We start from the raw sequence: 25060 nt of genomic DNA, 5'->3' as shown, positions 1-25060 counted from the left end.
GTTGGGCGCCGGTCGGTGCGGTGGCGGCTCCTGCGCTCGAGCCGGTGGTCTGCGGGGTGCGGTCCTGGGGCGCGGCGGGACCGGTGGGATTCTCAGGCACGGATACCTTTCGGGGTGGTCAGCCGGCCGATGCCGACGAGGATGAGGTCGAGCAGGAGCGCGAGGATGATGATGCCGATGACGCCGACGACCACGGACTCGAGCGAGTTCGCGCCGCCCAGGCGGGACAGGCCGGAGAAGATCAGCCCGCCCAGGCCGGGGCCGAGCGCATAGGCGGCGACGGCTGCGATGCCCATGACCATCTGGGCGGAGACGCGGATCCCGGCGAGGATCACCGGCCAGGCCATGGGGAGCTCGACGGTGAGCAGGGTGCGCATCCGGCTCATCCCGATGCCGCGTGCCGATTCCACGGTGGCGGCCGGCACGGAGGACAGGCCGACCACGGCGTTGCGGAGGATCGGCAGGGTGGCGAAGAAGGTGACGACGATGACCGCCGGGGTCACGCCGTAGCCCACCGGGGCGATGAGGAGGCCGATGAGCGCGAAGGACGGGATGGTCAGGCCGATCGCGGTCACGGAGTTCGCGACCGAGGTCCAGGCGCCGGAGCGGTAGACGAGCGCGGCGAGGACGATCGAGAGCGCGGTGGCGAGGATGAGGCACTGGACGACGAGGCTGAAGTGCTGCCAGCCGGCGAACAGGATCTGGGGCAGTCGGTCCACAAGGTAGTCCCACATGGCGTCCGCCCCTATCGATTCATCTCACGTCAGCATGGTGTGTGTTCCGTGCGGCCTGCGCGGGCAGACCCCGTCCGCGCCTCCGCAGAGCGGTCGCGGTGTCATCCAAGGTAGCGAGATGAGGGGCGCATGCCCAGGTCATGCGGGTGGTGTCGAGCCTTCGTGACCAAGTCGTGACTGCCCGCCCCGGCGCACCCCGTTGCAGAGGTGGGAGCCGGGTGCGCGTGCCCGGCCCGGACGGAACTGTGGGGCTTCCGGCGGAGAATGGGGCCGTTGATGCCACCACCCTCTGCCGAAAGCCCCACAGTCGTGAGCGCGTGCTCCGGGTCAGCTGAGCATGTCGCGGACGAGCGGGACGACCTTCTCGCCGTAGAGCTCGATGCTGTGCATGATCTTCTCGTGCGCGAGCGGGCCGGTGCTGACCTTGAGGTCGAACCGGGTGGCACCGAGGGCCTGCATGCCGGCGGCGATCTTCTTCGCCACGGTCTCCGGGGAGCCGACGGCCATCGAGCCGTGCTGCGCCTCGTGCTCGAACGATGCGCGTGACGGCCGGCCCCAGCCGCGCTCGGCGCCGATCCGGGCGACCTGCGCGGTGTAGGGCTCGTAGAGCTCTTCCATCGCCTGCTCGTCGGTGTCGGCCACATGACCGTAGGAGTGGTAGCCGATCGGGTTGGACTCGGTGGCGCCGAACTCCGCGAGAGCGCGCCGGTAGAGGTCCGCGAACGGGGCGAACCGGTCCACCGGACCGCCGATGATCGCGAGCATGAGCGGCAGGTCGTGGTGGGCGGCGCGGATGACGGACTGCGGGCTGCCGCCGACGGCGATCCAGGTCTTGAGCTCCCCGCTCTCGACGGGCGGGTAGAGGGTGGCCGCATCGAGGTCCTGGGTGTGGGTGCCCTGCCAGGTCACCGGCTGCTCCTGCCGGAGCTTCGCGAACAGGGCGAGCTTCTCCTCGAACAGGTCCTCGTAGTCCTCGAGCCGGTAGCCGAACAGCGGGAACGACTCGGTGAAGGAGCCGCGGCCGAGGATGACCTCCGCGCGGCCGGAGCTCAGTGCGTCGAGGGTGGCGAACCGCTCGTAGACGCGCACCGGGTCGTCGGAGCTCAGCACGGTGACGGCGGAGCCGAGGTGGATGCGCTCGGTGCGCGCGGCGATCGCGGCGAGCACCATCTCCGGAGCGGAGACGGCGAAGTCGTCGCGGTGGTGCTCGCCGATGCCGATGAAGTCGAGCCCGACCTCGTCGGCGCGCACGCCCTCCTCGACGACGTTGCGCACCGTCTGCGCGTGGGGGAGGAGTGTGCCGTCGGGGCCCGCGGTGACGTCGCCGAAGGTGTCGATGCCGAATTCATGAGTCATGTCAGTCGGAACCTGGTTGAAGGATCAATTATTCCGGCCGGCTGCGGGCTCGCGGAATAGCCCGTGCGCAGGGCACGTTGCATCGGTCGTGAAGACCACTGCGACGACCATCGGCATCGTCGGTGTCGGCAAGCTCGGCACGGCCCTCGGCCGGCTCGTCATCGACGCCGGCTGCGAACTCGTGCTCGCCGGACGGCCCGGCCAGCCGATGCTCGACCTCATCGTCTCCAGCCTGCTGCCGGAGGCGCAGCTCGTCGACTTCGCCGAGCTCGCCGCCCGTGCCGACATCACGATCCTCGCCGTCCCGCGCCCTGCGCTCGCCGGCCTCGACCTCGCGGCCCTCCGCGGCATCGTCATCGACGCGACGAACGCCTGGGAGGCCACTGACGGCATCGCTGCGCCGGCCGGGGCGGAGCCGCAGCTGAGCGGCACCTGCTGGCTCGCCGGGGACCTCCTGCACCTCGCCGTGGTCCGCACGCTCAACCACGCCGCCTACACCGACCTCGCCGCCGATGCGCGCCCCGCTGGGGCTCCCGGCCGGCGGGCGCTCGGCGTCGCCGGGGACGACCCTGCCGCGCTCGAAGCAGTCGCCGCGCTGGTCGACCGCCTCGGTTTCGACCCGGTGGTCCTGGGCCCGGACCGCGCCCACCTCCTCGACGTCGACGGGCCCGTGTTCGGCCGTCGGCTCGAGCGGGCGGAGTTCGAATCCGCACTCGCGGACGCCTCGGCTCCGGCGTCCGGCTGACGAGGCGTGTGACCGGCCGGGCGCCGATCTCCGCCGGGCCGCATCCGACCGCCTGGTGGGACCCCGGTTTCCCGCCCGCCCGGTCGGCTCACTAGGCTCGGGGGTGTGATGCGCCTCACCGCCGAGGTGCCGCCCGCCCACTCGCAGCCGCCGCGCGGCCGGATCCAGGAGGACCCATGACCCATTCGTTCGACGAGGCGATCGCCCTCACCCCCGACGGCAGCGGTTCGGTGACCGCGCGCACCCACCCGGACTGGGCGAACATGGTCGGCCCCTACGGCGGGGTCACCGCGGCCGTCGCGCTGCGTGCGGTGCTCGAGCATCCCGAGGTGCAGGGCCGCCCGGCCGCCCTCACCGTGAACTACCTGGCGCCGATCGCCGACGGCGAGTACACGCTCACCGCCGTCCCCGTGCGCACCAACCGCTCGAACCAGCACTGGACGATCACCGCGACCCAGGAGGGCAAGACCCTGCTGACCGGGACCGCGCTGTTCGCGCAGGTGCGCGAGACCTGGTCCGACACCGAGGCGGACTTCCCGCAGGTGCCGCCGCCGGCCGAGGTGGCGCCGCGGCCCGGCGCGCTGCCGCTGCCGTGGCTCAACCGCTACGAGATGCGCGTGATCGACGGCGAGATCCCGGAAGGTCCCGAGCAGGCCCGTGCCGATTCGGCGACCCAGCAGTGGTTCCGCCACGCCGAGCCGCGCGGCTGGGACTTCCCGGCGCTCGCCTCGGCCTGTGACGTGTTCTTCCCGCGGATCTTCCTCCGCACGGGTGAGCGCGCCCCGGCCGGCACCGTGAGCTTCACCGCGTACTTCCACGCCGGGGCCGAGGAGCTCGCCGCGCAGGGCGAGTACCTGCTCGGCGTGGCGCAGGGCTCGCGGTTCGGCCACGGGCTGTTCGACCAGGCCGCCCAGATCTGGGGCGAGTCCGGTGACCTGCTCGCCACCACGCACCAGCTCGTGTACTACAAGTGACACCCGTGCGCTGCGTATGACGCAGACGCAGTCGACCCCGGGTGCCGTCGTCCGCGATGACGGACGGGCGGCGTGCCCGGGGTCGAGTTGAGGCCCGCTGTCGGCCGGCGGCCGCGCACCCGGGTGGGCATGCGGCCGCCGGCGATCAGCTCGGGCGGTGGGGGAGGTAGACCTCTTCGAAGAGCTGTGCTGCGAACGGCGCGTAGTCGAAGTCATCGGCGTTGTACCACTCGTCGAGCGAGTCGAAGTCGCCGCCCTCCTCGTAGCCGATCTCCTCGGCCACACCGCTCCACTTGTCCGCGGCGTCCTTCATGCGCTGCGAGGCGTCGGAGCCGATGAGCCCGTCCTCCTCGACCTGCGCGATGAGCTCGTCGTTCGTCTCCTTGTACTTCTTCTCCGCCTCGGGATCGAGCGGGGTCATCTCGCCGCCGGCCTCGCGCAGCTGCTTGACGCCTGCGGCGTTGCCGCTGGCGATGACCTCGGAGCTCGCGATGAACCCGCCCTCGCCCGCGTCGAAGATGATCTGCTGGTAGGCGAGCGGGAGGTTCTGGAAGTTCGAGCCGGCGAGCATCGCGCCGGCGCCGCGGCTCGACAGGCTCGACTCCGGGGAGGCGTAGGAGACGTTCGGGGCGATCTCGAGGAGACCGGCCTCCTCCGAGGGGAGCAGCTGGGCGAGCGTGCAGTCGACGGTGCCGCGCTGGATCGCCTCGAACACCTCGACGTACTCCATCGACACCGGGGTGGCGCCGAGGTTGCTCGCCACCTTCTCGAGGGAGACGCTGGGGATGCGGACCTGGCGGCCCTTCCAGTCGTCGAGTGTGGTGCCGGAATCCGAGCAGATCGCGTGGTGGTTGCCCGTGCTCACCACGGGGGTCAGCGGAACGATGCCCTGCTCCTCGTATCCCTGGAGGATCTCCTCGGAGTTCCACGCCATGTCGATGATCGCGGCGTTGCCCACGAGCTCGCCGACGACGGGGGAGTTCGGCAGCCCGGCCGAGGTGGTGGCCAGCGCATCGAACGCCGGGTAGGTCGACGGGTCGTAGATCGGCAGGGCGTAGGAGACATCGATGCGGCCGTCGGACAGGGCATCGTCGATCTCGGAGTAGCCGGCGATCGCCTGCGCCCAGATGACCTCGACGGTGATCTTCCCGCCGGAGCGCTCCTCGACGTACTCCTTGAAGGCGTGAGCGGACTGGGCGGACACGGAGTTCGGGCCCTGTGCGCCGGCCTGGTAGACGATGTTCACCGGTTCGAGCTCGGAGAGTGCGGCGTCGACGTCCTCCTGCGAGGCGCCGTAGTCGAACCCGCTGCCGCCGCCCTCACCGCCACCGCCGCCTCCGCCGGCGCTGCCCGCGCAGGCGCTCAGGGCGAAGGTCGCGGAGGCCGCGAGTGCGGCCAGGGACAGGAATCGTGCGTGTCGAACAGTGGTCATGGGGTTCCTCCTCGTCGAGGGACTCTCGCGTGGCGCGCTGCCCGCCGATGGTGACGGGTGCGTGGCGCGGTGGTCGATGCCGGGGCCCACAGCTGTGTGAGCTCCCTCATATATGTCACCGCCAGCGGTGATTCTTGAGGTTGACGTCAGATTTGCGAGGCCCCGGTCGGCGGCCCGGGTGTGTCCGGCAGTCGGCGCGTGCGGCGGCGACGGTCTTCGGATACCGGTCAGATCCCGGCCTGGGCGCGCTCGGACAGGCGCGACGAATCGTCGCAGATGCCTGTGCTCCCGCTGGTGGAGCACCTCGGAATCCGGGGAGGCGACAACAGACCCCGGAGCGCACGGTGGGCCCCGTGGGGATCGAAGTCTCGGACGGGTGCAGGGTGTTGGACCGATCCCAGTGTTTAAGCGGTCTGGCAGTAACGCGAGATGACGCGGAATCTCCGGAGTTGTTGAGAGAATGTGCTCAAAGGGTGCTCACTAACTAACGCGGGTGGGGCTTCGCGAACCTATGCATCTGCAACTGAGTACCTGCCTCCCCGATCACCTATCGGAGAAGGGTGACGAGGGCCGGTGTGGACGAGAGAATGAGCATATGAATGGCAGTGCGCCTGACGATCAGTTCAAGCAGTTCTATGACGGGGCATTGGAGGTCATCGAGGCGTGGGAAACGTCTCGGGCTCGTGACGACGGCAAGCTGACGCTCAGGAAAGCACGCCAGCGCCGCAAGGTAGTCGGTATCAACCTTCGGGTTACAACCGTCACTCTTGCGCTTGCTTCGCATGTGGTAACTCTCTCGAAGCACATTTTTGACGGTCTCGAAGATGGTCGAGTCCTTGAATCAATCCCCGTAATCCGAACGAGCTACGAGACGGCTCTGACTGCGCAGTGGGTGCGTCTACTCGGAGACGATGCTGCTAGCGCGATCATCAATACGTATCGCAGAAAGCAAGACGTTCTTCAAAAGGAGATGAGCAGGTCGGAGAACCCGACAATTCGGGGTGCGTCTGACGACTTTCCGGGGCTTGAGCTAGCCGATTTTCCAACGCAATCGCAGGAGCAGGCTAAGCGGTTTCAGCAGATGACGGAGGATCTTGATCAGGGCAAGGAGATGTATCTCTACTACCGGATCATGTGCGACTTTTCGCACGTTTCGGTCTCGATCATGGATCACTACTTCTCCGAGGATCCGAGCGTTGAGCTCGGTACGATCTACAGGCATCAACCCAAGCAGCCGTCTCGCGAGCTCTGGAGCTTCTTCGCCTTGCAATCGTTGTGCCTAGCGCTTGCGCCGTTGGCTGAGTTGCTCCCCGATAAGACATTGAGGAAGGCGCTTCGTAGCGTAGCTAAGAGTTGCGGGTTGACGACTGAACTAACGCTGTCAAGGAAATACTGGCAGCGGCTACGGATGCAACACGATCGACGCCACGGAGAATAGGGCCTGTCGTCCGCTTTCGCGCAGAGAGGTGGCTTCCGCTTCAATAGCGCGAAAGTGCCCAAAATGCCCCGAACGAAAATCGGGACATTGCGGCCGGGGATTGGTCGGCAGAGTCGGCGTGGGGTCGCTCCCCAGGGGTCTGCCGAGTCCTGCGGAGGTCTCCGGGCACAGCGACGCCCAGCCTGCCGGCGGATGGCCCTCTCCGGTCGGGCTGGGCGTCGTCGTGGGGTCAGCGCAGGCTGTTGACTCGTGCTCCCTGTCGGATCATGCGGGCGGTCGCGGTCTGGCGTGATTCCTCGAGGTCGTCCCAGGCCTTGATGAGTCGTGCGGATCGCTGCGCGGTCTCGTCGTAGCTCTGCGTGACTGCGATGGGCAGGTTGTTCTCGTGCGCCCAGCGCCAGGGGTCGGTCCGGTGGTGGTCCTTCTTGCGGTACTCGCAGAAGCGGATCCACTCGTCCTCGGGCCAGTCGATGAAGGCGAGGACGTGGCCGTACTCGATGCTGTCTCCGTCCTCGACCTTGCGGCAGGCAGTGTGGAGGTTGGCGAGCAGGTGCCAGGTCTGGGCGGTGATGCGCAGCTTCTCGGGCAGGTCGGTGGCGTCGATGAACATGTACTCGCGCAGCTCGCTGTGCTTGTCCGCGAGCTCGGCGATCGTGTTGTAGAAGTACGGCAGCGCTTCGTAGGTGGCGCGGCTGAACTCGCTGGCGATCGCGGACGAGACCTCGGTGTTGAGGCGGTGTGCTTCTTCCCGGTTCACCCGCGCCGCGACGACCATGGTGAGGTTGTCCTCGGCCTTGGGCGAGACGAGGTCGTCGAAGCTGATCGGATCCCAGGTGGCGTGCTTGAAGGCGCCGAACGTGTCGTAGGCCTTGCGGACTTCGGTGAGTCGCTCGATGAGGGAGTCGGGCAGGTCGATGTCGAGCTGCTGGGCGATCCCGTAGAGCGACGAGATGCCGGCTGTGCGGTAGCCGCTCGCGGCTCCCAGGTTCGTCATGGTCGCCGCGAAGCTGTACCAGTCCTGCATGGTGGGGGTGTTCGTCGTCTTGGGCATGGCGTGTCCTTTCAGTCGTCCAGGTCGCTGATGACAGCGGCCAGGTCTTTGATCGCGGTGCGGCTGATCTGCAGCCGCTCCCTGTCGGTGCTCGCGTCGAGCAGGTCTTGCAGGTAGTCCTCGATGATGCTGTGAGCCCGCTCGGGTGCGGACTTCACGAGGTCGTCGTCGGTGGTCATCGGTGGTCCTCTCGTATCGGGCGGTGTCTCTTCGGGGGTTGCCAGTGGTCGAGGATCAGGGGTGAGGCGAGCCCGCGGCGCACGAGGTCATCGGCCAGGGCGCGGGGGTTCGTCCGTTCGTAGTCGAGCTTTCCTGTGGCGAGCAGACGCTGTCTGCGCTTGCGCACGCCGGGGTCGTGGCGCTGCTTACCCACGGCGGGTCTCCTTCCTGTCGGTGGGGTCGGGGGTGTCGTTGCGCCCGCCTATGGGATCGGCGGGCCGTTCGATGCGGTCGAGGCGCTTCTCGATGGTGCGTAGGCGAGGTTTGAGCGTCATGACCTCGCGGCTGATGCGCGTGATCTTGTCCCAGAGCAGGCTGAGGCGCTGATCGAGGCGGGCGTCGTCGTCGCTGAACGATGCGGACATGTGTGTTCCTCCTGGGTCGGTCATTCGAGTAGGGCGATGGAGTAGGCGTGGTCGTCGAGGCGTTCGTCGATCGCGTCGAGCCGCTTGCCGAGCTCGTCGAGCGCCCGGCCGATCTGCTCGAGGCTGAAACGCTGCTCGAGCAGGGCATTGAGGATGGCGACGATGTTGGGGTCGGTCATGGTGTTGACTCCTCGCAGAGAGGGTGGACGGGAGAGCCGTTGGACGGGATGAGCGGCAAGCCGCAGGCGGCGCACCATTTGCCGGTGATCGGCCAGTGGTCGCCGTGATCGTCCGTCCATCGGTCGGTCATGCGGATCGCCGGCTCTCGACCTGACAGCGGATGCAGGTGCCGTTGTGCAGCGGGTTGCCGCAGTCGAGGCAGTGCGCGGTGCCGGTGACATAGGTTTCAGAGTCGACGGAACCGTCACTACCGTCACTTCCGTCACCTGAGTGGTGTTTCTGCTGGTGAGAGGTTCGCGGCGTGGTGACGGTTGTGGTGACGGTTGGAGATTTGGTGACGGTTGAACCGTCACCGGGCTCGGCGGTGGTGACGGTTGAACCGTCACCTGCGTGGGAACCGTCACCACAACCGTCACTGCGTTTCTGCTGGTCAGGAGCCCATAGTGACGGTGGTGACGGTTGTGACGGTTCTGCCGCTCTGTTGATTCCTCCGGGTCGGTTGATGTTCTCGATGTAGTAGCCACGGCCGCGCACGCCGGTCCGAGCCCGCTCCTGCACCCGGATCCCGAGCAGTCCGAGCGCGGGGATGACGCGCTTGAGAGCTCCGGCTGCACCGCGGGGTGACTTCGGCCAGCCCTTCGGGGCGCGGTCGGGGGTGACCTGCTCGAGCAGGTCGGTTGCGGACCCTTCCCAGTCGTCGGACCGGACGAGCTCGCGGACGGCGGAGGCGAACGGGTCGGACTCGATGACCGATTCGGCCACCTCGGTCGCGGTGCCGGCGTAGTCGTCGAACGTCGTCCAGCCGGCAACTTTGTCCACGGCGGCGAGCACGCGGGCGAAGTCGGCCATGCGGGGCAGTTCGTCGGGGTGCACGCTGGGCAGGGCCTCAAGCACCTGCACGAGCAGATCGAGCAGTCCGCCGAGCACGTCGGGCATGACCGCGCTGAGCGCTTCGGTGATCTGCATGTCCGTCTTGCGGTCGCGCTTGGCGATCGGCTGCAACTCGATGGGCAGAAGTCGCTCTGCGAGGTCTCCCTGCATCGCGCCGGCGTCGATCGACGTGAGCACCACACAGCGCCGGAACTCCGTCACGGAGAGATCGGAGTCGGTGTAGAGCGCCCGGTTGACGAACCCTTCTCCGGTGACGGCCCGGCACATCGCGTCGGAGAACCACTGCTGGATGGTCGAGACGTTGTCGATGCCCGAGATCCAGCACGCGGACGCGGTGGTCGACCATTGGCCGATGTCCCGCGGTGCCGAGCGGGTCAGGGCCGGTGAGGGGTCGATGAGCCGGATGATGGTCTGCGCGCTCACCGTCTTGCCGGTGCCCTGCTGTCCGGTCAGGGCGAGAACCGCGTGCGGCATGTCGGGCATGAGCGCGTGGATGAGCCAGCCGACGAGCAGGCGGAAGTTCTTCTCGTCGACGTTGAGCAGGGAACGCAGGGCATTGAGGTCGCCTCCGGGGGTCGGAGTGCACATCTCGCCGGTGAGCTCGGTGCGGCGGAAGAGGACGGGCGCCTCGGTGGTGACCTTCCAGCCGGCGGCCGAGACCGCGATGACCTCCCCGGTCGGAGTGCCCATGTCGATGTAGGTCACCCCGTTCTGCTCGGTGATGCGCAGGGGTAGCTCGACCCGTTCGGAGAGCTGCGCCTGACCCTCGAGGACGGCCAGGGCGTCGCTGAGTGCGTTCGACGAGGCGACGGCGCCGGTGCGGGCGTAGTGCTCGCGGGCGAGAGTCTGACGCAGTCCGTCCCGGCCGCGCAGGCGCAGGGCGATGCGGGGGCCTGCCTTGCGCACGGCGTGCGGTTCGCCGTCCGGTCCGGCGATCACGTCGACGAGCTCTTCGGACAGCGCGACGAGCTTCGCCGCGACTGACCTGCTCGCCTGCTCGTCCTCGCCGTTCTGCGGTGTCGGGGCCTCGAGCTCTGCGCCGGTCTCGGCGTCGATGATGCCGTCGACGACTTCGGCCGGCAGCGGGTCGGGCACGATCGGGGGCTTGCTCACTGTGTGGCACCTCCTGCGGATTGCTTGGCGCTGCTGATCGTCCGGGCGGCCTCCTGGTCGGAGAGCCCGATGGTGAGCGCAGCGTCGAAGAGTCGGTCGATGATGTGGTCGTTGCCGTTCTCGAAGGCACGGCATGCCGCCCAGAAGAGACGGTCGTTGCGCTGACCCTGAGTGGCCTCGGAGACGAACCGGATGAGTCCTGCGTTGTTCGACCCGGACGGGCCTGTGCTCGCGGCTGTGAGTGCTCGCGGCGGGGCGGCGGCTCGCAGTGTCATGGAGGCTCTGCGGGGCAGGCAGGCCACCTGGTCACCGTCCCACCGGTATGCAGTGCCGGTGGCAGGGTGTGGGCTCGGGGGTGCAATGCAGTAGCCGCGGCCGCCGAGCTTGAGGTCGACGCCCTGGGGGAGCTTCTTGCTCGACAGCCGCCCGGTGGGGGAGTGGAACCACATGTGGCAGCCGCCGTCGCCTCGCCCGGACCATGAGGTGAGTGTGTCCGGCAGGGTGCCGAGTGCCTGCTCGAGCTCGGCCATGCTCCCGCCGTTGCGCGGGTCGATGTCGAGGACGAGCAGGTGCTCGGGGATCACCACGCCGATGAGAGCTGCCGGCCACTGCTCCCACCATGCGCGGATCACCTCGGGATCGGTCGTCGCGTCCTTGAACCCGTTGGGGGTCAGGGGTGCTTTCGCCTTCGGGCCGGTGGGGATGCAGGGGAGCACCTGCCAGCCGGCTCCGGCGAGGTCGAGGGCGGCGTCGAGCATCGGTTCACCCCTCCCGATCGACCGTGGACGGGTCGTAACCGGCGGCGAGCATCGCCTCGCAGTGCGCGGCGAAGTCCACCCCGGTCGCGGCCTCGGTAAGCTCTGCGAGCATCGGTACGAGATCCCGGCTCAGCTGCGTGAGCGCGGAGACGAACACGTAGCGCGCACCGTCGCCCCAGGTGTGCAGCACTTCGCTGATCGCGTCGTTGATCGCTGTCTGATCCCCGCGGGCGGCTCCGAGTCGGCAGGCGAGCGTGAAGCCGGCGTCGAGCACTTCCTGCGGTCGCAGGACGTGATCGGGGATCCCTTCACCGTCGACGACGGTGAGTTCTTCGGGGTGCTCGTTCACTCGGCATCACGACCTTCGGACTGCGCGGCCTCGAGGCGATCGGCCTCGGCTGCGAGCAGGGTGCTGAGCTGCCGGAGCTCGTCGACGTTCACCGCGACGCCGAAGTGTCGGGCAGGGTCTCCGGGATTCTCGAAGTGGAGTGACGCGAATACTTCCGCGGCATTGTCGCGGGAGTAGTCCGCGTGATCGGTGTAGAGCGCCAGGTGCGAGCTCATGGTGAACCGGGCGCCGGTCATGCTGGCTAGGGTGGACTCGTGCTCGATCGTCTCGCCCGACACCTCGCCCCAGCACTGGCTCGAGTACGCGCACCAGTCGGGGCACTTCACGTAGTCGTGCAGGTCCGCGGGGTTCCAGGAGAACTGTTCGTCGGTGAGTCGGTACGTCGCCCCAGGTGCGAGTGACCCGTCGAGGATCCGCTCGGCGGCGAGCTCGCGCAGCAGGTGGGCATCGCGGTCGTTGGGGGTGGGCACCGCGGGGATGGTCACGTCGTCGAACACATGTCGTTCGGCGTCGCGGGTGATCGTCACGCGGCCGGCTCCGAGGTGCTCGAGCTGGTAGGCGATGCGGATCTCACCCTCGTCGGTGAAGTGGGAGCCGAGAACCGCGGTGCCGTTGTCGATCATCGTCAGCGTTCGGGCGAGAGCGGCAACGGGGTCACCCTGGGCCGCGGCCTCGGCCGAGTTGAGCTCGGCGGCGAGGGCTACGGCCTCGTCATAGGTGTTGCATACGCGCTCGGTGTTGTTCGTGCGGGTGTCGATGACGAGGTCCTCGCCGTCGTGCGGGTCGTAGCTGACGACGTAGCGGGTATGCTGGTGGGTAGTCTTTGATGCGGTCATGATGAGCCTTCCTAGTGGTTCGGATTGATCGGGGCGGCCTCGGTCTGCGACTTCTTGGCGGGAGTCAGGCCGGGGTCGTTTTCTGTCTCGTGGCGCTTGCGGCAGACCGGGCCGGCGTGCATCGCCACACTGCGGCGGTGCCAGAGCGGAGTACCGCAGAAGCGGCAGCGGGTTGCGATCACGAGGCCGAGAGCTTCGGCCCGTTCGCGCAGTTCGGCGGTCAGTCGCTCGGTCAGCTTCGGGGATGCCTCGGTGGGGATCATGCCGTGACCTTCTCGCCGGTCCGGTCCTGCACCATCGCGGCTTCCCAGGCGAAGATGTCGGCCCAGCGGTAGTAGACGCGCCGTCCGCGCTTGAAGAAGCGCGGGCCCATTCCGCGGTAGCGCTCCTGCGCGGCGGCTTCGCGTGTGATGCCGTACCGGGCGCAGTATTCGTCGACGGTGGCGATGTCGGTTGCCTCGTTCATCGTGCGGCCCTCCTTTCATCAGATGTACTGATCTGAGTACATCTCAAGAGAAGCACGGTGGTCTGCCGTTGTCAAGTGTGATGATCTGAGTTAATCTGACGACATGGATGACCCAATGGAATTGGCCGATGTATTCGGCGTCAACCTCAAGGCGATCCGGCGGCGACACGGGGTCACTCTCGATGAAGTCGCCAAAGCATCCCGACAGTTCGGCACGAAGTGGACAGCCCAGCGCGTCGCCGGCATGGAGTCAGGCAAAGTGTCGGTCACCGTGGCCACGGTGTGCACCGCGGCGTGGGCACTCTCCGAGGTCTCGCCCGTTCTCGTTCACCCTGGCGACCTGTTGCGAACCGAGGCGCCGATCGAAGTGCATCCCGGATTCGCAGTCAGCGGTGACGCGGTGGCAGACACGCTGGAAGGCGAGGTCGGGCAGCTTCGGATCGGTGATCTAGCGGACCCGCGAGCCGCTGCGACAGAGATGGCCGAGGGAATGTCTCGCATCCTCAGCGAGTGGGGGCCCGGCATGACAATGGGTGACGCCCGGCGGTTGGATTCACGGATCGGACTTGCCGACCGGCGTGCGGCAGACCGGCTGGGTGTGAGCGCGCGGCGACTCAGTGGCGCCGCGTTCCAACGCTGGGGACAACTGCTGAGCGAGGCTGTGGACGAGCAGGCAGGTGTGGAGGCGTCGCCGCAGCGCAAGGGGCACGTCACGCGCAAGCTCGAGGCCGAGCTCCGGGAGGTGCTCGACCGTGGCGACGATTGAACGGTACGAGACGAAAGCCGGCCCGCGGTACGCCGTCCGGTACCGCAAGCCTGACCGGAAGCAGTCGACGAAGCGCGGCTTCACCACGAAGCGGGATGCGCGGCTCTGGGCTGCCGACAATGAGGTTTCGCAGGCATCGGGCACGTTCATCGACCCGGCACTTACTCGGATCACCGTGGGGCAGCTGGGGGAGCAGTGGCTCGGCCGGCAGACTCACCTCAAAGAGTCCACACTGCGCGTAGTTCGCTCTGCGTGGATCAACCATGTGCAGCCGAAGTGGGGAACCCGGAAAGTGGGCACGATCGGCCGCACCGAAGTCTCGGCCTGGGTGTCCGAGCTGTCTGCTGAGCGCGGCTACACGACTGTCTCGCGGTGCCTTGGCGTGCTCTCGGGCATCCTCGGTGACGCCGTCGACGATCGGCGGATCCCGAACAACCCCGCGCAGGGCGTGAAGAACCTCCCGAAGCGCACGAAGGGGCGCGAGGTGTTCCTCACCCATGACCAGGTGTTTGCGCTTGCGGACGCGGCCGGAGAGCACCGCACGCTCGTCCTGTTGCTCGCCTACACCGGTCTGCGGTGGGGTGAGGCGACGGGACTGCGCGTGCGAGCACTCGACATGCTCAAGCGCCGGATCGTCGTCGACGAGAACGCAGTCGAGGTGGGATCGAGGATCGTCGTCGGAACCCCGAAGAGTCACGAGCGGCGGACGGTGCCGGTGCCGAAGTTCATGTTGCCTCTCTTGGCGAGAGCGTGCGAGGGCAAGGGCGCCGGCGACCTCGTGTTCGCGGCCGCCGATGGTGGGTTCGTGCGCCGGTCCAAGTCGGGCAAGGGGTGGTTCTTCCGAGCGACGCGTGCAGCCGAGCTCCCAGACGAGCTCACCGTGCACGATCTGAGACACACGGCCGCTTCACTGGCGATCAGTGCCGGCGCGAACGTCAAGGTGGTGCAGAAGATGCTCGGACACAGCAGTGCGGCGATGACCTTGGACCGGTACGGGCATCTCATGGGCGATGACCTCGAAGCGGTGTCCGTGCGGCTCGACGAGGCGGTCCGCTCACGCGGCATCGCGTAGAAGTGTGCTCAAAAAGTGCTCACGCAGCTGGCCCGGCCGGAATGACAAACCCCGCTTGCCCTTGAAAATACTGGGCAAGCGGGGCTTGTCGCATCGGTGGGCCCCGTGGGGATCGAACCCACGACCCGCGGATTAAAAGTCCGCTGCTCTACCAACTGAGCTAGAGGCCCGAACGGCGGCTCCAGCGCGGAGCCGGCCGTTCAGCGCACGAGCGTGCGCGAGTCAAGTCTAATCCGCGCGCGAGCCCCCGCCCAATTCCATCCGTGGACGCCTGCCCACGCTGCACCGGCCGAATCGGTAATGTTGCACGGGCCCACATCGACCGAGCGCCGGTCTGCAGACCACGCGCAGACCGCGAGCAGGCGAGCAGCGGACCACGACCGGACCACGAGCGGAACACGAACGAGCGGAGGCGGTGGAACATGGCCCACGACCGCACGGACCCCGCGCCCGCCGACCCGCGCGGCACCTGGCGCCTCATCGCCGCGCTCGCCGTCGCGAGCACGGGCGGCTCGTTCATGCAGACGCTCGTCATCCCCATCCAGAACCACCTCCCCGGCCTCCTCGACGCCTCGCGCGCCTCGACCGCCTGGGTCCTCACCATCTCCCTCGTCGCCGCCGCCGTGACGACGCCGATCTCCGGGCGCCTCGGCGACCTGTTCGGCAAGCGCACCGTCGCGCTCGCCCTCATCGGGCTGCTCATCCTCGGCTCGCTCGTCGCAGCACTGTCCACCGGCCTGGTCGGGCTCCTCGTGGGCCGGGCGCTGCAGGGTGCGAGCATGGGCATCATCGCCGTGGCGATCTCGATCCTCGGCGACCACCCCGACCCCCGCCGCAGCACCACCGGCATCGCGATCGTCAGCGCGAGCCTGGGATTCGGCGGGGCGCTCGGTCTGCCGCTCAGCGCCTGGGTGGTCCAGCTCGGCGACTGGAAGCTCCTGTTCTGGGCCTCCGCGCTGCTCGGGGTCATCACCTTCCTCGGCATCCTCGCCGCCGTCCCGGCCTCGCCGGGCACCCACCAGCGCGTCGACGTGCTCGGCGCGATCGGGCTGGCCGCCGGCCTGTCCGGCATCCTCATCGCCGTGTCCCAGGGCCCGGTCTGGGGCTGGGCCTCGGCACCCACCCTGGGCCTCGGGTTCGGCGGGGTCGCGGTGCTCCTGGCCTGGGGTGTGTTCGAGCTGCGCGTGGCGGAGCCGATCGTCGACCTGCGTCTGCTCGCCCGCCGCCGGCTCCTGCTCGTCAACCTCGGCTCGATCGCGCTCGGCTTCTCCTTCTTCGTCATGGAGGTCGCCTTCATGCAGATGCTCGAGCTGCCGGCCGACACCGACGCCGGGCTCGGCCTCACCATGCTCGAAGGGAGCCTCGCGCTCGTCCCCGGCGCGCTCGCAATGATGGCGCTCGCTCCGGTCTCCGCCCGGCTCATCCGCGGTCTCGGTGGGCACATGGCGACCGGCATCGGGGCGCTCACCATCGCACTGGCCTACGCCTACACCCTCGTGTGGCACGACGCCGTGGGGCACCTCGTGCTGTCGAGCACCGTGCTCTGCGCGGGTCTCGCCCTAGCCTACGCGGCCATCCCCACGCTCGTCATGGCCGAGGTGCCGCGTTCGGTCACCGGCTCGGCGAACGGCGTCAACGCCCTCATGCGCAGCGTCGGCACGAGCAGCGGGGCCGCGGTCACCGGCATGGTGCTCGCCGCGACGAGCCAGAGCCACGCCGGGGCCGAAGTGCCCGCTCTGTCCGGCTTCCTCGTCGTCTTCGCGCTCGGCCTCGTCACCGCGCTCGCATGCCTCATGCTCGTGTGGGCCGCGCGCCGCTCCCACTGACCCGGCTCTGCCGGTAACCCTGCAGGCCCCGGGCCAGAACGCCGTCGACCTGCCGTTCATGCTCGATCCTCGGTGGGAGAAACGGGCAGGAGCGACAGGTCGATGGACGGCGGTGCTCAGCCGGGCGCGGGCCCCGGCACCCTCAGCGGAGCACGGGATCCAGCCGGCTCAGAGGCGGGCGTCGGGGTGGTAGGTGCGGGGCGCCTCGTCCGCGGTATCCGGGTCCGCGGAGCCGGTGTGGGCGACGATGTCCGGCCCGCCCCGGCCGTCACTGCCCTTCCGACCGGCGTCGCCCTTCCGACCGAAGCCGCGGCCCTTGCGGCCCTTCCGTCCGCGCTCGGCCTCCTGCTCGTCGACGACCTCGCCGTCGATGACCTCCCCGGCGCGCTTCTTCTTCAGCCGGAGCACGTTCTTGAGCCCGCCGACGATGTTCGCATCGCGGCGCGGCGTGCTCACCTGCGGGTCGAGCTCGCGCTCGAAGTTCACCGGGAACGGCCCGAACGCGGTCCGCGCATGGTCGACGACGGTGTTCGCCATCGTCCGGTTGACCACGGCCCCGACCACCGCGCCGACCCCGAACGGCAGGATCCGCCCGACGAACGAGCCGCTCGCCTTCGCCGCGTACTTCTTCAACAGCATCTTGCGCATCCGGCGGGTGAGCGAATTCATCATCGACGCCGGCAGCTGCTTGGTGACCATCTGGCCCCAGTTCGCGGTCACCGCGGGTCCGGTGCCGCTGGCCTGACCGGCGAACTTCTTCACCAGCTCCCGCCCGGACTCCCCGAGCATGAGGCCCATGACGAGCACGTTCGCGCGCTCCGGATCCCGCACCGGGAGCCCGTGGAGCTCGGCGACGGCCTGCGCGTAGAGCGCGGAGCCCTCGAGGAACCCGGCGGTCTCGACTGCCGCCACACCCATCGCCGCACCGGTGCGGATGCCCGGCACCACGGCGGTCGCACCGACCGCGGCCCCGCCGCCGGTGGTGAGGTTGACGTAGTGGCTGCGGACGATCTCGGCGATGTCGGCCGGAGTCGCCTCCGGGTGCCGACGCCGCAGGCTGCGGAGGTAGGCGAGCACGATCGGGCGCTGCACGCTCAGCAGCCTGCGCACCCCGCCCTCGGCCTTGGGGTGGAGCGTGCCGTCCTCGTTGACCATCATCCCGGCGGCCCGTCCGAGCCCGGCATTGACCACTGCGTTCTTCACCATGGGAGTTCCTCTCTCGCGCGCTGCGGGCCCCGTGACCTGCACGGGGGATACCCACAAGCGGCATTGTGAAGTCTGACGCCGGTTCCCAGTCTACGACCGTGCCCGCGCCCCCGCTCCGATCCAACTCCCAGCGCCGGCGGGGAATAGCCGTGCGGTGCCCCCGCACTACACTGGACGGCGATGTCCAACCCACCGCGTCACCACAAGCCGCGCATGATGCCCGACCTCGAGCACCTCGCGCCCCAGCCCGACCCGGCCGCCCGGGCCGAGGCGGCGCACGCCACCGCCGCGCTCCTCGTCGGCACCCGGGACGGGGAGCGCGATGCCGCTGCGACCGCCCGGTTCGTGCAGCTCGCCGACGAGGTCGGGCTCGAGGCCGTCGCCGAGATCTGGTCGACCGCCCCCGCCGTGTCCCTGCCCGGTGCGCTGTGGCGCCTCTACGCCCTGCGCGACTGGATCCGCCGCTCCCCGCAGCAGGCCGCCGCCTGGTTCGCCGCCGGGCGGGAGGGTCACACCGTCGCCGAGGTGATCGCCGGGGTGGAGGCACCGCCGGGACCCGATGCGGTCGCCCGCGCCGCCGATGAGATCCTCGCCGGGGCCTTCACCGGCGACTTCGCGATCGCCCTCGCCCGCGCCTCGGCGTTCGTCGAGGTCGCCGCGCGCGGCCGGGTGCTCACCGGGGACACGGGGACGGGGGCCGAGCAGTTCGAGAACCTCGCCCGCGACCTCGCCGGCGCGGCCCGCGCCCACCGGATCGGGCGCCTCGGCTGAGCGGGCCCGGCGCGGTCGGCAGCACCGTCGCACTGGTCGACCACGCTCCGTCGGTCGGACCGCACCTGCGCGCATTGGGTTTCCTCGGCCCGGACTGTATCCTGCTCACGTGGCCCGCAAGGGTCGCACCGGGTGTCGGACCGCTGAAGCCCCGGGCTCCAACATCAGCCGCTTCGAGCGGCCTACCGCCGAGAGGCGCTCTCGGTCCGGCACCCTTCCCCAGCGCCGCCGATCGAGGAGTACCGCGTGCGATTGCGCCGAGTCCCCCGGGAATCGCAGTTCTACGAGCTGTTCATCGAACTCGCGGAGCACCTGCAGGACGGCAACCTTGTCCTTGCCGAGCTCTCCGGCATCCCCGTCGACGAGCGCCGCACGGCCGCCGGGCGGATGCAGGAGATCTGCGATGCCGCCGACGCCTCGGCCGGGGCCGTGCTGCGCCGCCTGCGGGAGAACTACGTCACCCCGCTCGACCGGGACGATCTGTACCTCCTGTCCGACAGCCTCCGCGGAACGTGCCACGCACTCGACGCTGTCGGCTTCGCGATGACGTCCTCGGCGTTCGACGACCTGCCGGTCGGTGCGCTCGAGATGCTCGCGCTGCTCTCCACCCAGGCCGACCAGACCCTGCGGATGACGCAGCGGCTGCGCGGCAAGACCGACCAGTGGGAGTACGTCGAGAGCATCGACACGCTCTACCACCGGGCGGTCGGCCTCCAGCAGCGGGTGTCCGACGCAGTCCCGGCCTCCCGCCGCGGGCTCACCTACGCGATGGCCGCGATCCAGCTCTCCGCCGCCTTCGTCCAGGCCTCCCGCTCCTTCAAGGAGATCGCCCGCGTGATCGGGACCATCGCGGTCAAGGAGTCCTGAGGTGGAGCTGCTGTTCGCGGCGGTGATCGTCCTCGTCGTCGCGTTCGCGTTCATGAACGGGTTCCACGACGCCGCGATCACCGTCGGCAACGCCGTCGTCCACCGTGCGCTCACCCCCCGGCTCGCGCTCGCCCTCGCCGCGGTCTTCAACTTCATCGGGGCGCTGCTCGGGCAGGGCATCGCGCAGGTCGTGGCGGAGAACATCATCGAGCTCCCGAGCGACCACCGCGACATCCTCCTCATCGTGTTCGCCGGCGTGCTCGGCGGGCTGCTGTGGAACATCGCGACCTACCTCGCCGCCCTCCCGGTGTCCTCGACGCACTGTCTGTTCGGCGGGCTGATCGGTGCCGGGCTGGTGTTCGGGGCGAGCTCCTCCGGGCACGAGCTGTTCACCTCGGTGCTCGCGCCCCTCGTCCTCACCCCGCTCGTCGCGTTCGTGCTCGCGATGCTCGCCATGCGGGCGATGGCCGCGTTCGGCGGGTCGCTCGCCACGAAGCCGCTGTTCCGCCGCAGCCGAATCATATCGAGCGTGCTCGCCGGGGGGCTGTCCCTGGCCCACGGCATCCAGGACGCGCAGAAGTCCGCGGCGATCATGATGGTCGCCGTGCTCGCCTACACGACCTCCGCACCGGTGGGCCTCGAGGCGTTCTCGATCGACTGGCCGGTCCGGATCACCATCGCCGTCGCGCTGGCGCTCGGCACCTTGGTGAGCGGCTGGCGGATCGCCCGGACGCTGAGCGTGCGGATGGTCGACCTCGACCCGGTGAAGGCGGCGGTCTCGGACTTCACCTCGACGACCTTCATGTACATCACCGCCCTGATGCTCCGGGTGCCGGTGTCGATGAGCTTCATCGTCGTCGCCGCGAACCTCGGCACCCAGTTGGGCGGCCGCCGGGCCTCGGTGCGGATGCGCTACCTCATGCCGGTCGTCGGCTCCTGGCTGCTGAGCCTGCCGGCCGCCGGGCTGCTCGCCGCTCTCCTCGCCCTCCCACTCCTCGCCCTGCGCGCCTGAGCACGGGGGCTCCCGGCAGGAGTGTGGTGGTTCCGTCCGAGAGTGGTGGTGTTGATGGTGGCATTCTCCCTCGGAACCACCACACTTCCCGAGGCGTGCGCGGGGGGCCGAGGTGCGCGCCGGGTGCCGAGGCGTGCGTCGGGATGAATGCGGACTGCCGCGCAGGACTGTCGTCGGACAGCGCTGCGCGGCAGTCGTGGCGCGTCGGATCCCGGGCGGAGTTCAGTTCCGGGACACGGGCCTCAGCTCAGCCGAAGCGACCGGAGATGTAGTTCTGGGTCTCCTCGTTCGCCGGGTTGGAGAAGATCGTGCTCGTGTCGTCGTACTCGATGAGCTTGCCGGGCTTGCCGGTGCCGGCGATGTTGAAGAACGCGGTCTTGTCCGCCACGCGCGCGGCCTGCTGCATGTTGTGCGTGACGATGACGACCGTGTACTCCTCCTTGAGATCGTTGATGAGGTCCTCGATCGCGAGCGTGGAGATCGGGTCGAGAGCGGAGCACGGCTCGTCCATGAGGATGACATCGGGCGAGACGGCGATCGTGCGGGCGATGCACAGACGCTGCTGCTGACCGCCGGACAGACCGGAGCCGGGGCGGTCCAGGCGGTCCTTGACCTCGTTCCACAGGTTCGAACCGCGCAGGGAGCGCTCGACGATGTCGTCGGCCTCCGAGCGCGACATCCGCGCGCCGTTGAGCCGGTGGCCGGCGAGGATGTTGTCGCGGATCGACATCGTCGGGAACGGGTTGGGCCGCTGGAACACCATGCCGACCATCGCGCGGACGTTGACCGGGTCCACGCCGGGGGCGTAGATGTTGTCGCCGTCAAGGAGCAGCTCACCCTCGGCGTAGGCGCCGGGGATGACCTCGTGCATGCGGTTGATGGTGCGGAGGAAGGTGGTCTTGCCGCAGCCGGACGGACCGATGAACGCGGTCACCGAGCGCGGCTCGATGTTGATGTTGACGTCCTCCACCGCAAGGAACTTGCTGTAGTAGACGTTGAGGTTACGGGCGTCGATGCGCTTGGACATGAGATCTCTTCCTGGGATTCAGTCGGACCGCGACTCAGCGGCCGGTCTTCTTGGGCGCGAAGGCCTGGGCGATGATGCGGGCGATGAGGTTGAGCACCATGACGATGATGATGAGCACGAGGGCCGCGGCCCAGGCGCGCAGAGCGGAGGGCTCCGCCGCGGACGGAGCGGTCGGGTTGACGAGCTGGCGGTAGATGTAGACCGGCAGGGCGGTCATCCAGCCGGAGAACACGTTCCAGTTGACCGTGGCCGCGAAGCCCGCGGTGACGAGGATCGGAGCGGTCTCACCGGTGACGCGGGCGATCGCCAGGGTGACGCCCGAGGCGATGCCGGACATCGCAGTGGGGAGCACGACCTTGAGGATCGTGCGCCACTTGCGCACGCCGAGCGCGTAGGAGGCCTCGCGGAGCTCGTTGGGGACGACCCGCAGCATCTCCTCCGTCGACCGCACGACCACGGGGATCATGAGCACCGACAGTGCGATCGCGGCCGTGAGGCCCATCTTCACCATCTGCAGCTGTGCCGGGCCTTCGCCGATGAACGTCGTGATGAACAGCTGCACGGCGGCGAAGGCGAACAGGCCGGCGACGATCGACGGGATGCCCGTCATGACGTCGACGAAGAACGTGATGGCCTTCGAGAACCAGCCGCCGCGGGAGTACTCGACGAGGTAGATCGAGGCCATGAGGCCGATCGGCACCGAGATCAGCGTGGCGATCGCGGTGATCGCCACCGAGCCGATGAGGCCGTGGAGGAAGCCGCCCATGAGCGGGGCGCCCTCATTCACCGTGGCCTGGTCGGAGGCGCCGGTGACGCCGCCCATGTCGACCCACAGCATGTTCGGGTTGGCGAGCAGGGTCGGCAGGCCCTGGCCCACGACGGTCCAGATCACCGAGATCAGGGGGAGCAGCGCGACGAGGAACGCGCCCCACACGAGGTTCTTCCACAGGCCGTCGGTCGCCCGGCGGCGGTTCTCCACGACGAGGGTGACGATGTACATCGCGATGACGTAGAACACGCCGGTGAGGATGACGAAGCCGGGCCAGTTGAATCCGCCGCTGAGCACCGCGGTGACGACCCCGGCGAGGACGAGCGCCCCGACGAGCACGGCGATCCAGGTCCACGCGGGCTTCTGGCCGGCGGTGAGCGCGTTCTTCTTCTTGACCTGCGTGCGCGGGTCCGGCGCTGCGGTATCGGTCGTCTTCATCAGTTGGCTCCCGAGAATTCCTTGTGGCGGCTCACGATCCAGCGGGCGATCATGTTGACCACGAGGGTGATGATGAACAGCATGAGGCCGGCTGCGATGAGCTCCGACTGGCGCATGCCGAAGGCCTCGGGGAAGTTGAGCGCGATCTCCGAGGGGATCGTCGCGTTGCGGCCCGAGGTGATGAGGCTGAGCGAGAACACACCGGGCGACAGCACGAGGGTGACGGCCATGGTCTCGCCGAGAGCGCGGCCGAGGCCGAGCATGACGGAGGAGATGATGCCGGCACGGGCGAACGGGAAGACGGTCATCTTGATCATTTCCCAGCGGGTGGCGCCGAGCGCGAGCGCCGCCTCCTCGTGGAGCTTGGGCGTCTGGATGAAGATCTCACGGCACAGCGAGGTGATGATCGGCAGGATCATCACCGCGAGCACGACGCCCGAGGTGAGCAGGGTGCGACCGGTGGTCGAGGGGTCCCCGGCGAAGAAGGGGATGAAGCCGAGGTTGTTGTGCAGCCACCCGTAGATCGGCACCATCGAGGCGGCGAGGAAGGTCATGCCCCAGGCGCCGTAGACGACCGAGGGGATCGCGGCGAGGAGGTCGATGACGTAGCCGACCGGGGTGGCGATCTTCCGCGGCGCGTAGTGCGAGATGTAGAGCGCGATGCCGACGGCCACGGGGGTGGCGAGGATGAGCGCGATGATCGAGGCGAGGACCGTGCCGCCCATGAGCGGCAGCACGTACTGGCCGAAGGTGTCGGCGCTCTCGATCGAGTCGTGGTCGGAGAAGACCTGGGGCCAGAGCGCCGGGAGCGACTCGGTGACCAGGAAGATGGCGACGAATGCCAGCACCAGGAGGATGATGACGCCGGCGGCGAGCGCGGTGTTGGAGAACACCTTGTCACCGGCGGCCCCGCCGCGGGATCTCTTGAGAGCCGAACCCTTCTTCGGCTCTGCAGAAGCTGTTTGAGTCACGATGACTTCCTCGGTTTGCCCCGGTCGGCGCTGATCCGCTCACGGGTGGGTGGAACGACAGGGCGGCGATCGATGTGCAACCTGCGCAATGCAGCCACCGGGTCAGATGGAGCTGTGACCCGGTGGCTGCATCGTCAGTGATCGCCGCAGGTGGTGGACACTATCAGCCCTGGACGCCGATCGCATCGATGGACTGCATGGCCGCATCGCGGGTGCCGGCGGAGATCGGAGCCGATCCCGCAGCGCCCTCGGCCTCGGACTGGCCGGCCTCGGAGACGACGTAGGTCGCGAAGGCCTTCGCGAGGTCCGCGGTCTCCTGGTCCTGGTACTGCTTGCAGTAGATGTGGTACGACACGAGGACGATCGGGTAGACGCCGGCCTCCTCGGTGTCGCGGTCGAGCTCGACGGAGCCGTCCTCGGCCTGCTCGGCCGACTCGACGGCCTGCGCGGCGGCATCGGCGGAGTACTCGACGTACTCCTCGCCCACGCCCACGGCCACGGTGCCGAGCTCGCCGACCTGCGAGGCGTCGGCGTAGGTGATGGCACCCTCGGTCGAGTTGGTCAGCGACACGACGCCGGAGGTCTGCTGAGCGGACTCGGCGGCGATGTCGGAGGGCCAGGCCTCGACGACGTCGTGGGTCCAGGAGTCGGGTGCGGCGGCGGCGAGGTACTCGGTGAAGTTCTCGGTGGTGCCCGAGTCGTCGGCGCGGTGGACGACGGTGATGTCCATGTCGGGGAGCTCGACGCCCTCGTTCTGCGAGGCGATGGCCTCGTCGTTCCACTTGCTGATCTCACCGGTGAAGACCTTGGCGATGGTGTCGGCGTCCATCTTCACGGCCTCGGAGACCTCGGGCAGGTTGTAGGCCACGGCGACGGGGGAGATGTAGGCCGGGACTTGGAAGACGCCCTCGGGGCCGCAGATCGACTCGGCCTGGCTCTTCTCGTCGTCGTCCATCGCGGCGTCCGAGCCGGCGAAGGAGTACTGGCCGTTGAGGAAGCCCTCGCGGCCCGAGCCGGAGCCCACCGGGTCGTACTGGACGGTGAGGTCGGCGTGCTCGCTCTTGACGCCCTCGACCCAGGCGGTCATGGCCGATTCCTGCGAGGAGGCGCCGCCGCCGATGAGGGTGCCGGCGATCGAGCCGCTGTCGCCGCCCTCTCCGCCCTCACCTCCGCCGTTGGAGCCGCCGTTGGAGCCGCCGCAGGCGGACAGGGTCAGGGCGCCGACGGCGAGGAGAGCCGCAGCAGGAGCAAGTCGCGTGATCTTCACGAAGATGCCTTTCGTCGAGGAGCTTCAGACCGGGGCAGCGCCCCGCGTACATCCATACGCTAGGAGCGATGCGTGACCGTGAGGCCCTCGGAAGGTGAACGGACGGTAAACGGGGGCACAACTCGGCCGCCAAGTGCTGAGGCGTTGATCACAGTCGGTGA

28 protein-coding genes and 1 tRNA gene are annotated in these 25060 nt (G+C 68.7%); 9 read left to right on the top strand and 20 right to left on the bottom strand.

The window, feature by feature from the left end; genetic code table 11:
* Window positions 1-92: 92 nt before the first annotated feature.
* Window positions 93-734, bottom strand: a complete 642-nt coding sequence (locus tag MTQ12_RS01810; RefSeq protein WP_137318838.1) for an ABC transporter permease — start codon at window positions 732-734, stop codon at window positions 93-95.
* Window positions 735-1061: 327 nt separating this feature from the next.
* Complete coding sequence (locus MTQ12_RS01805; RefSeq protein WP_247423474.1) at window positions 1062-2090, bottom strand: LLM class flavin-dependent oxidoreductase; 1029 nt, start codon at window positions 2088-2090, stop codon at window positions 1062-1064.
* Between the two features lie 88 nt (window positions 2091-2178).
* Here MTQ12_RS01805 and MTQ12_RS01800 point away from each other — a divergent pair, with 88 nt between their 5' ends.
* Together MTQ12_RS01800 and MTQ12_RS01795 are read left to right on the top strand one after the other, a co-directional pair.
* Complete coding sequence (locus MTQ12_RS01800; protein WP_247423472.1) at window positions 2179-2835, top strand: NAD(P)-binding domain-containing protein; 657 nt, start codon at window positions 2179-2181, stop codon at window positions 2833-2835.
* A 176-nt stretch (window positions 2836-3011) separates the two neighbouring features.
* On the top strand, window positions 3012-3809 hold the full coding sequence (locus MTQ12_RS01795; RefSeq protein ID WP_247423470.1) for a thioesterase family protein: 798 nt from the start codon (window positions 3012-3014) through the stop codon (window positions 3807-3809).
* A gap of 145 nt (window positions 3810-3954) precedes the next feature.
* On the opposite strand, the gene MTQ12_RS01790 is transcribed toward MTQ12_RS01795, so the two are convergent.
* Window positions 3955-5241: a C4-dicarboxylate ABC transporter substrate-binding protein gene (locus MTQ12_RS01790; protein ID WP_247423467.1), complete on the bottom strand. Its 1287-nt coding sequence runs from the start codon at window positions 5239-5241 to the stop codon at window positions 3955-3957.
* 595 nt (window positions 5242-5836) lie between these two features.
* Here MTQ12_RS01790 and MTQ12_RS01785 point away from each other — a divergent pair.
* Complete coding sequence (locus MTQ12_RS01785; protein WP_247423465.1) at window positions 5837-6679, top strand: DUF5677 domain-containing protein; 843 nt, start codon at window positions 5837-5839, stop codon at window positions 6677-6679.
* 229 nt (window positions 6680-6908) lie between these two features.
* On the opposite strand, the gene MTQ12_RS01780 is transcribed toward MTQ12_RS01785, so the two are convergent.
* The 11 genes from MTQ12_RS01780 to MTQ12_RS01730 all read right to left on the bottom strand — a co-directional run bounded on the left by MTQ12_RS01780 (window position 6909) and on the right by MTQ12_RS01730 (window position 12907).
* On the bottom strand, window positions 6909-7730 hold the full coding sequence (locus tag MTQ12_RS01780) for a hypothetical protein (RefSeq protein ID WP_247423463.1): 822 nt from the start codon (window positions 7728-7730) through the stop codon (window positions 6909-6911).
* Window positions 7731-7741: 11 nt separating this feature from the next.
* Complete coding sequence (locus tag MTQ12_RS01775; RefSeq protein ID WP_247423460.1) at window positions 7742-7909, bottom strand: hypothetical protein; 168 nt, start codon at window positions 7907-7909, stop codon at window positions 7742-7744.
* Entirely contained in the window at window positions 7906-8103 is a 198-nt protein-coding gene (locus tag MTQ12_RS01770; protein WP_247423458.1) for a hypothetical protein, read from the bottom strand. Before MTQ12_RS01770 ends, MTQ12_RS01775 begins: the two co-directional genes overlap by 4 nt.
* Complete coding sequence (locus tag MTQ12_RS01765) at window positions 8096-8314, bottom strand: hypothetical protein (RefSeq protein WP_247423456.1); 219 nt, start codon at window positions 8312-8314, stop codon at window positions 8096-8098. The genes MTQ12_RS01770 and MTQ12_RS01765 overlap by 8 nt, the downstream gene beginning before the upstream one ends.
* Window positions 8315-8334: 20 nt before the next feature.
* A complete protein-coding gene (locus tag MTQ12_RS01760; protein ID WP_247423454.1) occupies window positions 8335-8493 on the bottom strand; it encodes a hypothetical protein in 159 nt (52 codons plus the stop codon).
* 127 nt (window positions 8494-8620) lie between these two features.
* Entirely contained in the window at window positions 8621-10498 is a 1878-nt protein-coding gene (locus MTQ12_RS01755; RefSeq protein WP_247423452.1) for a hypothetical protein, read from the bottom strand.
* Window positions 10495-11256 (bottom strand): bifunctional DNA primase/polymerase, encoded by a 762-nt coding sequence (locus MTQ12_RS01750; RefSeq protein ID WP_247423450.1) that lies wholly within the window; start codon window positions 11254-11256, stop codon window positions 10495-10497. The genes MTQ12_RS01755 and MTQ12_RS01750 overlap by 4 nt, the downstream gene beginning before the upstream one ends.
* 4 nt (window positions 11257-11260) lie before the next feature.
* Window positions 11261-11605 carry a hypothetical protein gene (locus tag MTQ12_RS01745; protein WP_247423448.1) on the bottom strand — a complete coding sequence of 115 codons (345 nt, stop codon included), beginning with the start codon at window positions 11603-11605 and terminating at the stop codon, window positions 11261-11263.
* Complete coding sequence (locus MTQ12_RS01740; protein WP_247423446.1) at window positions 11602-12441, bottom strand: hypothetical protein; 840 nt, start codon at window positions 12439-12441, stop codon at window positions 11602-11604. Before MTQ12_RS01740 ends, MTQ12_RS01745 begins: the two co-directional genes overlap by 4 nt.
* An 11-nt stretch (window positions 12442-12452) precedes the next feature.
* Complete coding sequence (locus tag MTQ12_RS01735) at window positions 12453-12704, bottom strand: DUF6011 domain-containing protein (RefSeq protein WP_247423444.1); 252 nt, start codon at window positions 12702-12704, stop codon at window positions 12453-12455.
* Window positions 12701-12907 (bottom strand): DNA-binding protein, encoded by a 207-nt coding sequence (locus tag MTQ12_RS01730; RefSeq protein WP_247423442.1) that lies wholly within the window; start codon window positions 12905-12907, stop codon window positions 12701-12703. Before MTQ12_RS01730 ends, MTQ12_RS01735 begins: the two co-directional genes overlap by 4 nt.
* 115 nt (window positions 12908-13022) lie before the next feature.
* On the opposite strand from MTQ12_RS01730, the gene MTQ12_RS01725 reads away from it, so the two are divergent.
* Window positions 13023-13673: a helix-turn-helix transcriptional regulator gene (locus MTQ12_RS01725; protein WP_247423440.1), complete on the top strand. Its 651-nt coding sequence runs from the start codon at window positions 13023-13025 to the stop codon at window positions 13671-13673.
* A complete protein-coding gene (locus MTQ12_RS01720; RefSeq protein ID WP_247423438.1) occupies window positions 13660-14745 on the top strand; it encodes a site-specific integrase in 1086 nt (361 codons plus the stop codon). The genes MTQ12_RS01725 and MTQ12_RS01720 overlap by 14 nt, the downstream gene beginning before the upstream one ends.
* A gap of 97 nt (window positions 14746-14842) precedes the next feature.
* Here MTQ12_RS01720 and MTQ12_RS01715 read toward each other — a convergent pair.
* A tRNA-Lys gene (locus MTQ12_RS01715) sits at window positions 14843-14915 on the bottom strand.
* A gap of 252 nt (window positions 14916-15167) precedes the next feature.
* Here MTQ12_RS01715 and MTQ12_RS01710 point away from each other — a divergent pair.
* Entirely contained in the window at window positions 15168-16571 is a 1404-nt protein-coding gene (locus MTQ12_RS01710) for an MFS transporter (RefSeq protein WP_247423435.1), read from the top strand.
* 168 nt (window positions 16572-16739) lie between these two features.
* On the opposite strand, the gene MTQ12_RS01705 is transcribed toward MTQ12_RS01710, so the two are convergent.
* Window positions 16740-17777 carry a hypothetical protein gene (locus MTQ12_RS01705; protein WP_137318845.1) on the bottom strand — a complete coding sequence of 346 codons (1038 nt, stop codon included), beginning with the start codon at window positions 17775-17777 and terminating at the stop codon, window positions 16740-16742.
* Window positions 17778-17957: 180 nt separating this feature from the next.
* Here MTQ12_RS01705 and MTQ12_RS01700 point away from each other — a divergent pair, with 180 nt between their 5' ends.
* The 3 genes from MTQ12_RS01700 (at window position 17958) to MTQ12_RS01690 (ending at window position 20427) form a co-directional block, all read left to right on the top strand.
* Window positions 17958-18548, top strand: a complete 591-nt coding sequence (locus MTQ12_RS01700; RefSeq protein WP_247423433.1) for a hypothetical protein — start codon at window positions 17958-17960, stop codon at window positions 18546-18548.
* Window positions 18549-18794: 246 nt separating this feature from the next.
* Window positions 18795-19415 carry a DUF47 domain-containing protein gene (locus MTQ12_RS01695; RefSeq protein WP_247423430.1) on the top strand — a complete coding sequence of 207 codons (621 nt, stop codon included), beginning with the start codon at window positions 18795-18797 and terminating at the stop codon, window positions 19413-19415.
* A gap of 1 nt (window position 19416) precedes the next feature.
* Window positions 19417-20427, top strand: coding sequence for an inorganic phosphate transporter (locus MTQ12_RS01690; RefSeq protein WP_137318847.1), 1011 nt, complete (start codon window positions 19417-19419; stop codon window positions 20425-20427).
* A 247-nt stretch (window positions 20428-20674) separates the two neighbouring features.
* Here MTQ12_RS01690 and pstB read toward each other — a convergent pair whose 3' ends face one another.
* From pstB to pstS, 4 genes are all read right to left on the bottom strand, one after another.
* Complete coding sequence (pstB, locus tag MTQ12_RS01685; protein WP_137318848.1) at window positions 20675-21454, bottom strand: phosphate ABC transporter ATP-binding protein PstB; 780 nt, start codon at window positions 21452-21454, stop codon at window positions 20675-20677.
* A gap of 34 nt (window positions 21455-21488) precedes the next feature.
* Entirely contained in the window at window positions 21489-22661 is a 1173-nt protein-coding gene (pstA, locus tag MTQ12_RS01680) for a phosphate ABC transporter permease PstA (RefSeq protein WP_247423428.1), read from the bottom strand.
* Complete coding sequence (pstC, locus tag MTQ12_RS01675) at window positions 22661-23632, bottom strand: phosphate ABC transporter permease subunit PstC (protein ID WP_247423426.1); 972 nt, start codon at window positions 23630-23632, stop codon at window positions 22661-22663. The genes pstA and pstC overlap by 1 nt, the downstream gene beginning before the upstream one ends.
* A gap of 163 nt (window positions 23633-23795) precedes the next feature.
* Window positions 23796-24899, bottom strand: coding sequence for a phosphate ABC transporter substrate-binding protein PstS (pstS, locus tag MTQ12_RS01670; RefSeq protein WP_247423424.1), 1104 nt, complete (start codon window positions 24897-24899; stop codon window positions 23796-23798).
* Between the last annotated feature and the right edge of the window lie 161 nt (window positions 24900-25060).

The organism is Brevibacterium sp. R8603A2, from assembly GCF_023072605.1.
Taxonomy (GTDB): domain Bacteria; phylum Actinomycetota; class Actinomycetes; order Actinomycetales; family Brevibacteriaceae; genus Brevibacterium; species Brevibacterium pityocampae.
This window is presented reverse-complemented; position numbering and strand designations above follow the sequence as displayed.

What these genes read in the sequence shown, in the direction of transcription:
- MTQ12_RS01810 (WP_137318838.1), bottom strand. Translation starts at nt 734, where the DNA reads ATGTGGGACTACCTTGTGGACCGACTGCCCCAGATCCTGTTCGCCGGC.
- MTQ12_RS01805 (WP_247423474.1), bottom strand. Translation starts at nt 2,090, where the DNA reads ATGACTCATGAATTCGGCATCGACACCTTCGGCGACGTCACCGCGGGC.
- MTQ12_RS01795 (WP_247423470.1), top strand. Translation starts at nt 3,012, where the DNA reads ATGACCCATTCGTTCGACGAGGCGATCGCCCTCACCCCCGACGGCAGC.
- MTQ12_RS01790 (WP_247423467.1), bottom strand. Translation starts at nt 5,241, where the DNA reads ATGACCACTGTTCGACACGCACGATTCCTGTCCCTGGCCGCACTCGCG.
- MTQ12_RS01785 (WP_247423465.1), top strand. Translation starts at nt 5,837, where the DNA reads ATGAATGGCAGTGCGCCTGACGATCAGTTCAAGCAGTTCTATGACGGG.
- MTQ12_RS01780 (WP_247423463.1), bottom strand. Translation starts at nt 7,730, where the DNA reads ATGCCCAAGACGACGAACACCCCCACCATGCAGGACTGGTACAGCTTC.
- MTQ12_RS01775 (WP_247423460.1), bottom strand. Translation starts at nt 7,909, where the DNA reads ATGACCACCGACGACGACCTCGTGAAGTCCGCACCCGAGCGGGCTCAC.
- MTQ12_RS01765 (WP_247423456.1), bottom strand. Translation starts at nt 8,314, where the DNA reads ATGTCCGCATCGTTCAGCGACGACGACGCCCGCCTCGATCAGCGCCTC.
- MTQ12_RS01760 (WP_247423454.1), bottom strand. Translation starts at nt 8,493, where the DNA reads ATGACCGACCCCAACATCGTCGCCATCCTCAATGCCCTGCTCGAGCAG.
- MTQ12_RS01750 (WP_247423450.1), bottom strand. Translation starts at nt 11,256, where the DNA reads ATGCTCGACGCCGCCCTCGACCTCGCCGGAGCCGGCTGGCAGGTGCTC.
- MTQ12_RS01740 (WP_247423446.1), bottom strand. Translation starts at nt 12,441, where the DNA reads ATGACCGCATCAAAGACTACCCACCAGCATACCCGCTACGTCGTCAGC.
- MTQ12_RS01735 (WP_247423444.1), bottom strand. Translation starts at nt 12,704, where the DNA reads ATGATCCCCACCGAGGCATCCCCGAAGCTGACCGAGCGACTGACCGCC.
- MTQ12_RS01730 (WP_247423442.1), bottom strand. Translation starts at nt 12,907, where the DNA reads ATGAACGAGGCAACCGACATCGCCACCGTCGACGAATACTGCGCCCGG.
- MTQ12_RS01725 (WP_247423440.1), top strand. Translation starts at nt 13,023, where the DNA reads ATGGAATTGGCCGATGTATTCGGCGTCAACCTCAAGGCGATCCGGCGG.
- MTQ12_RS01710 (WP_247423435.1), top strand. Translation starts at nt 15,168, where the DNA reads ATGGCCCACGACCGCACGGACCCCGCGCCCGCCGACCCGCGCGGCACC.
- MTQ12_RS01705 (WP_137318845.1), bottom strand. Translation starts at nt 17,777, where the DNA reads ATGGTGAAGAACGCAGTGGTCAATGCCGGGCTCGGACGGGCCGCCGGG.
- MTQ12_RS01700 (WP_247423433.1), top strand. Translation starts at nt 17,958, where the DNA reads ATGTCCAACCCACCGCGTCACCACAAGCCGCGCATGATGCCCGACCTC.
- pstB (WP_137318848.1), bottom strand. Translation starts at nt 21,454, where the DNA reads ATGTCCAAGCGCATCGACGCCCGTAACCTCAACGTCTACTACAGCAAG.
- pstA (WP_247423428.1), bottom strand. Translation starts at nt 22,661, where the DNA reads ATGAAGACGACCGATACCGCAGCGCCGGACCCGCGCACGCAGGTCAAG.